Source organism: Dryocola mayonis (genome assembly GCF_051307045.1).
Classification (GTDB): Bacteria; Pseudomonadota; Gammaproteobacteria; order Enterobacterales; family Enterobacteriaceae; genus Dryocola.
Genome location: NZ_CP150452.1, coordinates 3,469,388 through 3,482,924, shown reverse-complemented (window position 1 = coordinate 3,482,924; position 13,537 = coordinate 3,469,388). Strand labels below are relative to the sequence as shown.

The following is a 13,537-nucleotide window of genomic DNA, read 5'->3' as shown; positions in this document are numbered from 1 at the left end:
ACTTAACGTTGGCGGCGCTTATCGCCCTCACACCGCGATAGCACAACGTGAAGAAAAAAGCCCATCCCGATTTATATCATTGACCGGCTGATCGCATGCGTTCAAGCCTGATGCGCGCCTTATGGCTGCGTAGGTTCTATCAGCATCTCATTACGCTCCGCTTGTCTTCCTGCTGCTAAAGGCTCCTGCCGTTCAGAATCTGATAGTTGCACGCTCCCTATTCACTCGTTAACCTGAGATTAATCCTAATAACTCAAGGGACAGGATGACGGAAAAGAAAACGTTGGGCGAGAAGGACGCTCTCGAAGAAGAGTTAGATCGGCTGCTGGATGAGCTTAAGCTGACGCAGGAGCAACGGCAGTTCATAGAGTCTATGCGTCAAAAGAAAGATGATAATCATCATGATGAGTAGCGTTGCAGGTTGCACGGGCATTAGCTTTGGCCCGCCTTGCGGCCTGCGCCTGCTGTTTCACCGCGACCGGCATTAAGCTGCGGAAAAAGCCCCGTTACCGGGGCTATCTGAAGGGGAATTAATTCGCGATCCCGATGTAACCATGTATGCCCATGTACAAGCCGACCATTGCTATCAGGACGCTTGAGAAATAGGGCGCTCTCCTTGCTATGGCGCTAAACCCGCCCCAGCGTTTGGTTGCCTGCTGAACGCTTACCGCCGCCGCCACGCCCACGGTTACCAGCGTTAATGCCAGCCCAATACTAAAACACACCACCATCGCCGCGCCCAGGGTAAATGCTTTTAACTGGATACAGATAAGCAGCACGGTAATAGCCGCCGGGCAGGGTATCAGGGCCGCCGGTGAGTCCGAAGAGCAGGATCTGCCAGTTTGACACCTCCTGACCGTTGAAACGGCGTTTGATGTCGTTAGCGTGGGCCAGTTCGTGCGCGTCCTGATACTCTTTTGCGCCGATATCCAGACCTTCGGGCGCAAAGCTATCCTGATGAGGGTGGTCATGGAAGTTCACATCGTAATCATGCACATGCCCTTGATGGCCTAAGGTAAGACGTACAGCAAAGCGGTGAGGTTCGGGAACGGCTAACACAGACTCCAGGTAATCTCCCTTATCGACGAAACCAAAAACCTGTGAAAATGTTCCCGTACCGCGGTTAGTCACCAGCGAAACTTCTTTCGCTTGCCATCTGTTGCCGGACAGCGTGCGTAAACGCCAGCGTGGCGGCCGAGCCTCTTCAAAGATAGCGAGCTCTATCTTGCCATGACCCGTATCTATGACTCTGCTTGCAGCATGGGAGTGGGGCTCCACCTGCTGCTCTGCCTGCCACAGCCGCTCACCTTTCCAGGTGCGCCAGAACATCCAGATTGCGGTGCCGAGGATAATAAAGGCGGAGATGAGCTGCAGCCAGGGCTCAACGGACCCAGCGGTAAACTGCTTGCTAAGATACATGCCGCCAAACGCAATCAGCCATACGATAGCCGTGTGCGAAATCGTTGCCGCTACGCCCAGCATCACGGCCTGTCTGATACTGCCTTTAATCGCAATGATGAACGCTGCCATCATTGTTTTTGAATGCCCCGGTTCAAGGCCATGCAAAGCGCCTAATAAAATAGCGCTGGGAATGAAAAACCAGGCGTTGCCTTGCTGAAGGAGAGTTGAAAAGTCGTTCATTTGCATTTTCTTAGGTATTGTATGAGCCAGCAGATTCTACTCCCCCCCAGTACACAATACTACCCCCCAGTAGAATGGCGATGGTACACTCTGCTGTCGTTTTCACTTATTAAGGCTGCTGTATGTCGCATACCATCCGGGATAAACAAAAGCTTAAAGCACGTACCAATAAGATTCACGGCCAGGTGGCCGCGCTGAAAAAAATGCTTGATGAGCCGCACGAATGCGCCGCCGTATTGCAACAGATCGCGGCTATCCGCGGCGCTGTAAATGGTTTGATGCGCGAAGTCATTAAAGGGCACCTTGTTGAGCATATCGTTCATGAGGCTGACGAGACGAGGCGCGAAGAAGATCTTGCAGTCGTGTTAAAGGTGCTTGATTCCTACATTAAGTAGTTACTCCTCCCTTGAGTCCTCCTATACCTGCACGCCTGCGCCGGCTTTAACGTCATTGCAATATCTGGCCTAAAATTATCTGTTCCCACACAGGAGAATCAGATGAGCGTCACGTATAAAATCACTTATGAGCATAAAGACGGACAGGTAAACAGAGCGGAAGAGGTTCTGGTGCAGTCCGATAGCGAACCTACGCAGGACGAAGTGCAGGACGCAGTAAGAAGAGATGCAGCAAGGTTTGCTTCGCCAAAGCCTGCAGCCCCGGCTGCGGAATTCACGGTTATTTCGGTTGTGCCCGTTCCATAAGCTGGACGGTATGAGCGGTGCGGTATATATCCTCCCCGGTAGCGGAGAGGATATATACGCATTTATTAAAACAGAGGGTTATCCTTTGTTCACCTTCAGGATCACGCGCTAACGATATTACCGTCCGCCTGATGGCTGGTGCGGAATACGGCGACGACGTGCGTCAGGCTCCTCGCCTGGGCCTCGAGCGCCGCGGCTGCGGCGGCGGACTCTTCCACCAGCGAAGCGTTCTGTTGCGTAACATGGTCCATTTCGTTCACGGCGATGCCAACCTGAGCGATACCGCGGCTCTGCTCGTCGGAGGCGGAGGCGATTTCAGTCATGATGTCGGTCACGCGGTTCACCGCGCTCATAATTTCAGACATGGTTTCACCCGCGCTTTCAACCAGCGCAGCCCCGGTTCCAACCTTGCTGACGGAGTCGTCAATCAGCGTTTTAATCTCACGGGCGGGCCTGTGCGCTGCGCTGGGCAAGGTTGCGTACCTCGCTGGCCACCACGGCAAAGCCGCGACCCTGCTCGCCGGCCCTTGCCGCTTCCACCGCGGCGTTCAGCGCCAGAATGTTGGTCTGGAAGGCGATGCCGTCAATGGCGCTGGTGATATCGGCGATCTTCTGCGAGCTGCTGGCGATGTCATTCATCGTGTGCACGACGTTATCCACCACTTTACCGCCGCGCTGGGCGGTTTTTGACGCGTCCAGCGCAAGCTGGCTGGCCTGCGAGGCGTTCTCCGCATTCTGCTTAACGGTGGCGGTCAGCTGTTCCATGCTCGCGGCGGTTTCCTCAAGCGATGCGGCCTGCTGCTCGGTGCGTGAGGAAAGATCGTTATTCCCGGCGGAAATTTCACTGGCGCCGGTAAATATCGAGTCGGCGCCCGCGCGGATATCTTCGACGGTATTGGTCAAGGCTATCTGCATATCGCGCAGCGACGCGGCCAGCTGGCCCATCTCGTTGGTGCCCTGTATATCAATGTGGTGCACCAAATTACCGCTGGCGATATTACGGATGCTTTCAATAAGCTTGCGTAATGGTTCAATGAGAATAACGCGTAGCCCGAACCAGACCACCACCACGATCAGCGTGAGGGTGATTAACAGGCAGGCCGTTACCCATATAGCCGTTTTATAAGAGCGCTCGGCTTCTTTGACTTTATCTTCGTTATATTCGGTGAGTTTGTCGGCAATTTTCTGGAAGGTAATATTAAATTTGTCCTGATAAGACTGCAGGTTAATACCGTAGGCGGCCTTGCCGTCTTTGACCTCAAGATGCCTGGCTACCTCCAGCAGCCCGTTATAGTAATCCGAGTAGTTTTGCTTAACTATTTCTTCAAGCTCAAGATCAAGCGGGGTCCATTTTAAATAGTCGACCCACGCCTGCTGCGCCTTATCAAGGGAGGCCTTAATTTGCCCTTTTTGCTCATCAATAATACGGCGTCCTTCCGCCGTATCGGCATCTTCATATTGATCCGCAAGGTTCGCTTTAAGAAGGTGAACGCGGGCTTCCTGCAGGTAAGACTTGGCCAGCATCAAATCATTACGCTGCCCGGTAATTTCGTGCTGCAGGGTAAATTTTTCCACATCGCTGCTGATAATAGGGAAAAGAAAGCCGAGCGATGAAATTTGCAGAACGAAAAATAATACTAATACGGCGATCAGTCCATTAACGATTTTTATACGATTTATCATCTAAAACTCTCCATTTAGTTATATTAGTAATAAATCGGTCAATGAATGAAAAACATAATAGGTAGCGCAAATTATTATTGTTTAATTGATCGTTTTTATCGATCGATGTGGTATGTAACTTACTTTTGCGGGTTCAGAAGCATATTTTGATGGAAATAATGATGCGCTTTTGTACCTATTTATACTGCTTTTACGCCAGAAGGTAGCATGAGCCGCTGTTTCCAGCGGCTTTTTCATTAATATATACAAAAGGGGGGATCAGGCGTCGCTGGTCTGAAACAGGCTTACCAGCTCGTTGAGATGATGTCCTTTGCCGCGCAGATCGTGGGACGTTCGTTCGCTGCGCGCGACGCGTTCGGCATTGACTGAGGTAGCTTCACCAATTTGCACCATCGCAATATTTACCTGGCCGATGCCCGCCGACTGCTCGTGGGAAGCGCCGTTAATCTCAGAGACTAACGCATTAATATTGTCGATATGGCTGGTGATCGACTCCATCGCGAGGCGGGTCCGTTCGGAAAGCTGATGCCCTTCGCTCACCTTATTTAAGGTATCGGCAATGAGCTGGTCGATCTCTTTTACCGCGTTGGCGCTGCGCGCGGCCAGGGCGCGAACTTCCTGGGCCACCACCGCGAATCCTTTGCCGTGTTCGCCTGCGCGCGCGGCTTCCACCGCGGCGTTCAGCGCCAGAATATTGGTCTGGAAGGCGATGGATTCAATCACATGGGTGATATCGGCGATACGCTGGGAGGCGGTCTTAATATCGTTCATGGTCGCTACCGCATGGCTGACCGTGCTTCCGCTTTGATGTACCGCATCGGTGGTGCTTTGCACCAGGCTTTGCGCCTGAGAGATGTTGCTGGCGGTTTGCTGCACCGTCGCCGCCAGCTGCTCCATGCTGGCGGAAGTCTGCTCCACGCTGCTGGCTTGCCTGCCGATCTGGGCGCTGATCTCCGCGCTATCGGCGGCAAGGGCGTCCGTACCTTGACCGATCTCACCGGCGGCAAGACGTACCTGTTTAACAATTTTATTCAGGCCGTTACCCACGCCGTTAATGGACTCTATTAACTGGCCTACTTCATCCTGGCGTCGGGTACTGAGCGTGACCTGCAGGTTGCCGGCGGCGTACTGTTTGGCCATATCAATAACTTCCCGCAGCGGACGGCTAAGCCAGCGGCGGATGATCACCACAAACAGGGCGGCAAACGCCAGCGCCAGTATAAGACCGGCAATCAGGAACTGATTACGCATTTGCGTAATGCCGCTTAGCAGGGCGGATTCATCAACTTCGCCAACGATTATCCAGTTCCAGCCGGGCTGGCGCACAAAGGTCATAATAGCGGTGCTGCCGTCTTCTGTTGCGCGCTCAAGCGTTCCTGAATTCTGCGTCAGTAACTGCTGCTGAACGGCATCGCTCCAGGCCGGTACTTTGCCTTCCTCGCCGTCGTGAAACAGATAATGGCCGTAGTTTTCACCGGGGCTGCCGTCCAGAATGAAGAAATGTTCGCTGCTGCCCGGCGTGCGGCGGAGAATTTTTTCGCGCATGGTGAGCCAGGGAGCGGAGATATCTACACCGACGAACAGAATGGCGATGGTGCGGCCGTTGCGGTCTTTTACCGGTTGATACTGCGTGATATAGCGTTTACCAAACAGCCGCGCCGGGCCGCGGTATATCTCTCCCTTGCTCACTGACTGCCAGGCCGGGCTCTTGCGGTCGAGTACCGTGCCCAGGGCGCGGGCGCCATTTTCATCGCGTAACGAGGTGGCGATACGAACGAAATCCTCCCCGCTGCGAACAAAAAGCGTGGCGATAGCCGAGGTGCGCGCGAGGAAATCGTCGGCAATCGCATTGTTTTCATTCAATAATTGTCCGCCGCCGGTGAGCTGCGGAACAGACAGGTTATTCAGGGGCAGCAGCTGGCTTTCGTCCCGTGCGATAGGGTGCGGAATGAAGCTGTTGAAGAGCTGCGTATAGCTGCTGACCTCTTCACTCAGGCTGCTGTCGAACAGCTGCGCCATATCGTTAATGCCGTTGACCCGGCTATGTAAATTTTCCAGGGCCGTCGCCTGCAGCTGCTCGCTGGCGCGGTTGCTGAGGACTAAAGTAAACAAAATGAAAAGCAGCGCAACGCCGATGCCGATCAGCAAAGAGAGTTTCGTCCCTAATCCCAGCGTTCGTAAATTTTTTATCATATTAAAAATCCATCTTTGCAATATAAAAATTCAACCTGACAGGCGGTTGCTAACATTTCAACAACTTTTGCAACATAATATATTTTTGCCGCTTATTCAGCGGATTAAATTATTTTTTGGAAGTTAAACGCCCCTGCACAACAGATATCTGGTTAAGTAGTGCACAGGGTTCAGGTCGGCCGGTTATTGAACTGACAATTATTCAGCCGCTGGCTTAGGGCACTAATTCGCCGTGCAAAAGTATTGTCTGAATAGCGCGCATAAGCGGCCTTATTCATTATAATTAGCTCTTTAATTAGGCGCCTATTTATTAGTTTGCAGACCAGTTTAAAAAATAAATTTAATATTATCAGCCAATTGGTTGCGAGGGTTTGCGCATTGTTAACAGAGCGGGTGATACTTTGCATTTATAATGCGAAAAAGTTAAATAAATAAGTCGGCCTTTCCCAAAAGTTTTTTTATTTCTAACCGATAGTTATTAGTAAGACTCAATAGGGAATGTAACTTCATGTTAAAGAATATTAAAATTGTTAGCAGTCTGACTATCGTTTTGGTTTTGCTCGGCGTATTACAACTGGCTTCAACAGGCCTGTCTTATAATTCTTTAAAAGAAGATAAAGATAATCTTGAAATGCTGGAGATTCTGCGCAATCGTCGATCTTCGGTTAACGATGCATTTATCTCTTTATTAAGGGCGCGTAACGATATAGCCGTTGCCGGAGCCCTTTTCAGCGCGCGAGGAGCCGATCCTGCGAAAATGCAGGAGGATACCTTGCGAAGCCTTGAGGCCGGCGCTGAAGCCCTGAAAGACGCTTCGGTATCCTGGGCCGAATTTGAGCGTTTACCGCAGCAGCTATCGGATTTTTCAACCGAGGATCTGCGACGCGATTACAACGCTTTCCACGGGGCGCTGTCGGATTTAATTACCTATTTAAAAAATGGCGATCTTGATTCCGCGATCAAGCAACCGACGCAAAGTTACCAGGATAACTTTGAAGAGCAGTTTACAAAATATCGCAGTAATATCGGTGAGGCCTATGCGGTAGCGGTAAATGCGACCAACCAGAACTTTAGTTTCTCGCTTGGGGTAATGGGCGCTATCCTGCTTATCGTTTTATGCGTTAATTTAGTTATCTGGCGCGGTATGAAAGTCGCCCTTATCTCTCCGCTGAATAAAATTATTGCCGGTATCCGCCATATCGCAAACGGCGATTTATCGCACAAAATTGATTTCCAGAGCGCCAATGAAATGGGCCAGCTTGCTGAATCCCTGCGCTATATGCAAAGTGAATTGACGGGCACCGTAGGTAACGTGCGTGCCAGCGCTGATGCGATTTTCAACGGCGCCAGCGAAATTTCCGCCGGCAGCAACAATCTCTCCTCACGTACCGAGCAGCAGGCCGCATCGCTTGAGGAAACCGCCGCGAGCATGGAACAGCTGACCGCCACCGTTAAGCAGAATGCGGAAAACGCCTCGCAGGCCAGCCAGCTTGCGCTGGACGCCTCCGAAACCGCGCAGAAGGGCGGTAAAGTGGTGAACAACGTCGTGCACACCATGAGCGATATCGCCAGCAGCTCGCAGAAGATCGCCGATATCACCAGCGTCATCGACGGCATCGCCTTCCAGACCAATATTCTGGCGCTGAACGCCGCGGTGGAAGCGGCAAGGGCCGGCGAGCAGGGTCGCGGATTTGCCGTGGTGGCCAGCGAGGTACGCAACCTTGCCCAGCGCAGCGCGCAGGCCGCCCGTGAGATTAAAACGCTGATCGACGATTCCGTCAGCAAGGTTGGCGTGGGCTCGGCGCTGGTTGAAAGCGCGGGGGAAACCATGGGGGAAATTGTCAACGCCATCACCCGCGTGACGGACATCATGAGCGAAATTGCCTCCGCCTCCGACGAGCAGAGCCGCGGTATCGACCAAATCGGCGTAGCGGTGTCTGAAATGGATCGCGTGACCCAGCAGAACGCCACCCTGGTGGAAGAGTCCGCCGCTGCCGCAGCCGCGCTTGAAGAGCAGGCCAGCCGTTTGACCCAGGCCGTCGCCGTGTTTCGCCTGCAGCAGGGCGAGACGGCCCAGCCTGCGGCTAAGCCCGTAGCCAAACCGGCGGTTAAAGCCGTGGCGGTACGCCAGCCTGTAAAAGCCGATGATAACGAAAGCTGGGAAACCTTCTGATTCAGAAAGATAATAAAAAAGGGCGCAAGCCCTTTTTTTTCATCCGCGATCTGCCTGTTCAGCCAGTTTTTGTAGCAGGGCCGCCCTTTGCTCCTCGCTGATATACGCCTGCGGCTGCTGCGTTCCTTCGATAGCGCGGCTATAAAGCGCAACCAGCCAGTCATACAGATAGGTTGCGTTACCCTGCGCCTGTCGCTCCCCCAGTTTCAGCAGACGGCCAGTCGTCGAGGCCTGCGGCGGCGGGGCAAAAATCTTCTGTCCCTGATTTACCCTGCTCGGCGGACGATGCTCCATCGCCACCTGCTGATACCCAAGCCAGCTGATAAAATCGCTCAGCGTGTTGCCCGCGCAGGTGATAGCCAGCGTCGGATGGTTTTCTGTAAGCAGCAGGGCATCTTCCAGAACGCTTTCAAGCGACAGTCGATAGCTGGTGCTAATCAGCAGATCGCACAGCGCTCGCAGCTGGGGCGGCGTCAGCCCCAGCCTTTCGGCGACCTCCCTGCGGTAGCCGAGCTGGCGAAGGTGATTCACCCAGCGCTGGTAGAGCCGCCGGGCAAAGCTCTGCCCGGTGAGATTTTCATCCTGCCGCGGCGCCTCTTCGGCAAAAAGATCGAAATTAAATCCTGCCTGCATAAGGGGTTGCGCATGCTGCTGATGCCGCCGCCAGCACTGACGGATTGCCTCTCTGGAGAGCGTAAACCTGTCGAGTAATTCTCCCTGGCGTGCGGCCTGGGATTGCAGCGCGCGAATCAGCGCCTCCGTGGCGCTTTGTTCCTGAGAAGCCGTGCTCGTCAGGTGGGTCATTCCGGCGTGAATCTCCCGGTTGAGGTTTTGCTGCAGGGCCTGCCGGCGCCGGCTGCGGCCCGCGGCGTTTAACGCGCCGGCAAGCCACTCCCGCAGGCGCTGCATATTGTGGCCTTCCAGCGCCTGAAGCGTTCCCCAGCGATGGCCCATCTGCGTCAGCAGGCGCTGCACGCCGTCATCCAGGCTGGCATGCCGGGTAAAGCGCGGGTCAAAGGGGGTAAGCGTCCAGACCAGACGCGGCAGGCTCTCTTCGCCGTCGGCCTGGCTTTGTTCAAGCCAGCGGGCCAGGTTCGTAGCCACCAGCCCCGCGTCCTCAGCGTCGCTGACGGCGTTACACAGTAGCAGAATATCGGGCTGAAGGCGGTCGGCGCACAAACCGTATTGCCGATGCGGAAGATCGAGAACATCGGCTTGCGCAAGTTCCGTCGGGTGGCTGAGCGTAAACACCACTTCTGCGCAAACTTCGGCCAGATCCTGCTGGGCGACGTTGAGATAATTCAGCGCGGCGCCGTTGCGCAGCGTGCAGACGATGGTATCCACGTCCGCAGCCGGCGTCTCCTGAGAGACGGGCACCAGGAAGCCTTCCGCCGGCTGCAGAAAACGATCGACCACCAGGCTTGCCGGGGCCAGGACCTGCCGCGCGTGGCCAAGCAGCTGCAGGGTGCCTGCCTGCCGCAGCCAGCTTTGGGTCAGCGCTAAATCCTCTCCCCAGAACAGCGCCAGCAGCGAGGCGCGATCGTTCAGGCTAAGCTGCGGAGCCAGTTCGGCCATCTGATAAAGCAGGCCGTCATCCGGGTAATACTCGTCCCGCGCCTGCTGCCTGTAGCTGTCGGCAACGGCGGAAAAGTCTTCGCGGCTCATGCCCGGCACCGGCAGCGCCTGGCGGCTGCTTTGCAGCGCGGCAAGCCTTGCATCGATGTCGCTTTCAGAAAGAAAGCGGGGTTCGCTGCGCGCGTGATACTGCTGCACAAGTTTTATCGCCAGCTCGTATTCCGCGTGCAGATTAAGCAGTAACGGGTAGTTTTCAACCTCCGGCGCCGGCGTTTGGGTAAAGCGCACCGCCAGCGAAGGCGTGCCGTTTTCAGGGACGATATGCCTGAAATAGTTAAAAATCTTATCGCCCAGCTGGATGCCCGCATACTCCTGGCCCTGCGCAAGCAGCGTTTTAAGCAGGTGGAACTTCCCGCTTACCGAATGCCCATACAGGCCAAGCGTCAGCGGCTGAAGGGCAAGCTGGTCAATTTTTTGCTGGCGGTGGCGAAGATGCAAAACCCGGCCCAGCAGGCTATCGGCCTCATTATGCAGCGGGCGGGAGTGGATGCTGGACTCTTTGATCCAGCTTTCCAGCGCGCGGAGTGTTTTAGCAGACTGGTTCATTTGGGGTATACGCTTCCGCTGTCTATCCAGTAATGGGTGGCGCCACGATAGCTGTTGGCAAGGGTATTGAGCTTCAGGCTCAGCTTATCGAGCGGAACGGGAGTGCCGTCCTGCATGCGCGCTTCGGCCAGCGCAAAACCGCGGTTCTGCGCGTCGTATTGCAGCCGAACGTTGAGTACGCCGTCGCCGGCGATGGCTTTTGCCAGCCCGGCGGAGTTGATTTTTAGCAGATACAGAGGCGAGGCAGGCCAGTGGACGTCTGCCAGCTGGCGGAAGCCGAGACAGGCGTTGCCGCGCAGCGGAAAGCTTACGTCAAGGTCCAGCGCGCGCGTGGGATCGTCAAGATCGATATCGTGATACCAGATATTTTCATCCCTTAGCGTATTGCTGCCGTCCAGCACGCCGAGGTAGCGGATAGTGGACCAGCCCTGAATGTCCGCCGCGCTGAAGTTAAAGCCCGGCAGGCGCAGATCCAGCGCCAGGCTGCACAGCATGGCGCCCAGCGCCGCGGTGGATTTCGGGTTACTGACGCCTCCATCCTTGCCCAAAGGAAAACGCTCGTGCAGCGGATAGTTATTCAGCCAGACAATACGGTTGGCCGGTACGGCCTGCAGATTGCGCAGCAGCGCCTGCACGCCAGGCAGGCAGGTGGGGCGTCCGGTCATCAGCAGCACGTCGCAGCAGTAATAATTGATAGCTTCGCTCAGCGCCTTCAGCGCGGCGGTAATGCTAAAGCGCCCGTTCAGCATCGCCTCTTCAAGATTTGCCATATTAACCTGCAGCGGCACGCTGAGGATGTCGAAAAGCTCGGTCCGGGGCCTGCAGCAGCGGCTGGATTACCTGTTCGATGTGCTGCAATACCCTCGGCGTGGGGCGCTGAGGGAGCAGATCGCCAATTTGTGCCTCAAAGACGCGATGCTTATCCAGCGGCAAGCTTTTTTCCCACCAGCCTAAAATGGCCTGCGCGGCCGGACTTAGCAGCTGCAGCGTCGCCTGCTGGCGCAGCACGCTTTCACTTTCGCTCTGGCCGCTTTCGCCAAATAAACGCGTCATCACGCTTTTAGCGTCCGCCACGCCGCAGGCGTGCAGGGCCTTTTCTATCGCCGGCAGCACCCAAAGCTGGATGACATCGAGCAGAATGTCATCGCCCGCCACCTTGAAGCCTTCGCGAAACAGCAGGCGCGGTTTGATCTTAACGTTGCTGCCGACGCCTTCATCAAGCTGATACTGGGCGATGGCCAAATCGGTGGTGCCGCCGCCGATGTCGACAGAGGCCACGCGCAGCGTGCTGCCGGGCGCTTCGCCGGGGCCGGGCAGGCGGTCAGGACGGGCCAGGTTGCGGAAGAACACGCCGCTTTGTCCGGCATAGTTCACCAGCGCCTCGTTATACAGCCAGACCAGCTGGCCGCAGGTGGCCTCGTCCCATTCCATCTGCACTTTCGGCACCGGCACGGCAGTATATTCTCCGCCGCGGGCAGGGTTGAACGCCTCGTCCTGCGGGTGCCAGCCCATGGCTTTCCACACCAGCCCGATGGCCTCTTCCATGCGCAGGCGGAAGATCTCACGTTCCTGTTCAGGCATCGCGGAGGGCAGGGTGAGGATAAGATTACGCAGGCGGCGAGGGGCGTTGTTATATCCCATGGTCTGGCGGTGAGTGACGCCGTTGATTTGCGACAGCGCCTGAGCCAGCAGTTCGCACAGCATCATGGTCATCAGGCTGCTTCGGCTGTAGCGCGGCGTAAAGACCGGCAAACGTTCATCCAGCGGCAGGCTGTACAGCGGCTGCCCTTCGTCATTCATAAGATTCATCAGCGGAAACGCGGTGGCGTTAGGTTCGCGCTGGCTTTTGCTCTGCGGCTGGCTAAAGCGCCACGGCTGATGCGCAGGCGCGTCATCCCACAGATAACGACGCGGGCTTGAAATACCGCTGTCGCCTTCCGTGCCCTGCCGCTGCAGGGCGAGGCTATGCGCCTCTTCACCGACGCGTACGATAGAAGGCCAGACAAAGGCGTCGTCGCGGCCGCTTTCCATGGAAAAGTGCGGCTTGCCGAACTGCGCCTGGCTAAATTCCAGCCGGCTTGAGAACAGCGCCTCGCTAAACCGCTGCGGATGGCTCAGCGAGCGAACGTGAAGCTCTGTCGTCTGCTGCAGCCCTTCATTGCGGCTGCCGTGATCCTCAATCAGCACGCCGCAGGTATGCGTATTGCCCACGTCGAGCACCAGATCCACGGCCACGGAGGGCGACTGAAGCGTTTCGGTGACGATTTGTATTTCCGGCATCCGCGCGTCAACGCTGAGCATTTCCAGCAGGTTGAGATAGTGCGCCTGATACTCAAAGGCTTTCAGGGCGAGGGCAATATCTTTTTCGCCCCGTTCCTCCCTGCGGGTGGCGTAGTCGATAAAGACGTCGCGTAGCCAGCCGTCGACCCACGTCTGGTCAAGAAACTCGGCTATCTCCTCGTTGCGCCAGGCCAGGGCGAAGCGCGTGCCGTTACGCACGTCGGAAAGGGTTGGCGCAAGCGCGGCCGCAGAACCCTCGTCGGCAAAGGTTTTGGTATCAAAAGCCAGCGTCAGGCGCACGGTGTTGCCGGCGGCGTCCGGCGTATCCAGACGGCTTATCTGCGCGCGCGCCCAGTTGGCCGGGCCGCCGGTGAAGGTGCGGATAGCGTTAACCCGCAGCACCGGCAGCGGCAGCCAGATGTTATTCAATACGTCGAGCGAATGGGCCTGCGTCAGCGTGATTTCCGGGCGAACGATTTCCGGCGAGCGCCCGTTTTCTGCCGGCAGGGTGAACTTCGCCAGGCTTTCGTCATAGTCCAGGCGCAGCAGCGGGCCGTTGGCGCTTTGGCGTACGAAGCTGGCGTTGCGGCCTGTGCGCGGCGCCAGGCCGAAATCCAGAAACTGCACGCCGCTGTTTTTAATCAGGGTTACGCCGGATGGGTAACCGATAAGTTTTGCCTGCATG

8 protein-coding genes and 3 pseudogenes are annotated in these 13,537 nt (G+C 55.9%); 4 read left to right on the top strand and 7 right to left on the bottom strand.

What is annotated here, in order from left to right:
* Positions 1 to 265 precede the first annotated feature (265 nt).
* Positions 266 to 412: a hypothetical protein gene (locus WLO32_RS16835; RefSeq protein ID WP_435946168.1), complete on the top strand. Its 147-nt coding sequence runs from the start codon at positions 266 to 268 to the stop codon at positions 410 to 412.
* A gap of 118 nt (positions 413 to 530) precedes the next feature.
* Here the strand turns inward: WLO32_RS16835 and WLO32_RS16830 are convergent, their stop codons facing one another.
* Both WLO32_RS16830 and WLO32_RS16825 read right to left on the bottom strand, forming a co-directional pair.
* On the bottom strand, positions 531 to 779 hold the full coding sequence (locus WLO32_RS16830; protein ID WP_435946167.1) for a hypothetical protein: 249 nt from the start codon (positions 777 to 779) through the stop codon (positions 531 to 533).
* Complete coding sequence (locus WLO32_RS16825) at positions 715 to 1,641, bottom strand: nickel/cobalt efflux transporter (RefSeq protein ID WP_435946166.1); 927 nt, start codon at positions 1,639 to 1,641, stop codon at positions 715 to 717. Before WLO32_RS16825 ends, WLO32_RS16830 begins: the two co-directional genes overlap by 65 nt.
* A 122-nt stretch (positions 1,642 to 1,763) precedes the next feature.
* Here WLO32_RS16825 and rcnR point away from each other — a divergent pair, with 122 nt between their 5' ends.
* Positions 1,764 to 2,036: a Ni(II)/Co(II)-binding transcriptional repressor RcnR gene (gene rcnR, locus WLO32_RS16820; RefSeq protein WP_435946164.1), complete on the top strand. Its 273-nt coding sequence runs from the start codon at positions 1,764 to 1,766 to the stop codon at positions 2,034 to 2,036.
* A 102-nt stretch (positions 2,037 to 2,138) separates the two neighbouring features.
* Positions 2,139 to 2,342, top strand: a complete 204-nt coding sequence (locus WLO32_RS16815) for a hypothetical protein (protein ID WP_435946163.1) — start codon at positions 2,139 to 2,141, stop codon at positions 2,340 to 2,342.
* Between the two features lie 128 nt (positions 2,343 to 2,470).
* Here the strand turns inward: WLO32_RS16815 and WLO32_RS16810 are convergent.
* The 3 genes and pseudogenes from WLO32_RS16810 to WLO32_RS16800 all read right to left on the bottom strand — a co-directional run.
* Positions 2,471 to 3,470 (bottom strand): annotated as a pseudogene (locus WLO32_RS16810) (methyl-accepting chemotaxis protein); the annotation flags it as partial.
* Positions 3,471 to 3,578: 108 nt separating this feature from the next.
* A pseudogene (locus WLO32_RS16805) lies at positions 3,579 to 4,025 on the bottom strand (Tar ligand binding domain-containing protein); the annotation flags it as partial.
* Between the two features lie 258 nt (positions 4,026 to 4,283).
* Positions 4,284 to 6,218 (bottom strand): methyl-accepting chemotaxis protein, encoded by a 1,935-nt coding sequence (locus tag WLO32_RS16800; RefSeq protein ID WP_435946161.1) that lies wholly within the window; start codon positions 6,216 to 6,218, stop codon positions 4,284 to 4,286.
* A gap of 508 nt (positions 6,219 to 6,726) precedes the next feature.
* Here WLO32_RS16800 and WLO32_RS16795 point away from each other — a divergent pair.
* Positions 6,727 to 8,391 (top strand): methyl-accepting chemotaxis protein, encoded by a 1,665-nt coding sequence (locus tag WLO32_RS16795; protein WP_435946159.1) that lies wholly within the window; start codon positions 6,727 to 6,729, stop codon positions 8,389 to 8,391.
* Positions 8,392 to 8,430: 39 nt separating this feature from the next.
* Here the strand turns inward: WLO32_RS16795 and WLO32_RS16790 are convergent, their stop codons facing one another.
* Both WLO32_RS16790 and WLO32_RS16785 read right to left on the bottom strand, forming a co-directional pair.
* Positions 8,431 to 10,572 carry a virulence factor SrfC family protein gene (locus tag WLO32_RS16790; RefSeq protein WP_435946158.1) on the bottom strand — a complete coding sequence of 714 codons (2,142 nt, stop codon included), beginning with the start codon at positions 10,570 to 10,572 and terminating at the stop codon, positions 8,431 to 8,433.
* Positions 10,569 to 13,536 (bottom strand): annotated as a pseudogene (locus tag WLO32_RS16785) (virulence factor SrfB). The gene WLO32_RS16790 and the pseudogene WLO32_RS16785 overlap by 4 nt, the downstream one beginning before the upstream one ends.
* Position 13,537 lies beyond the last annotated feature (1 nt).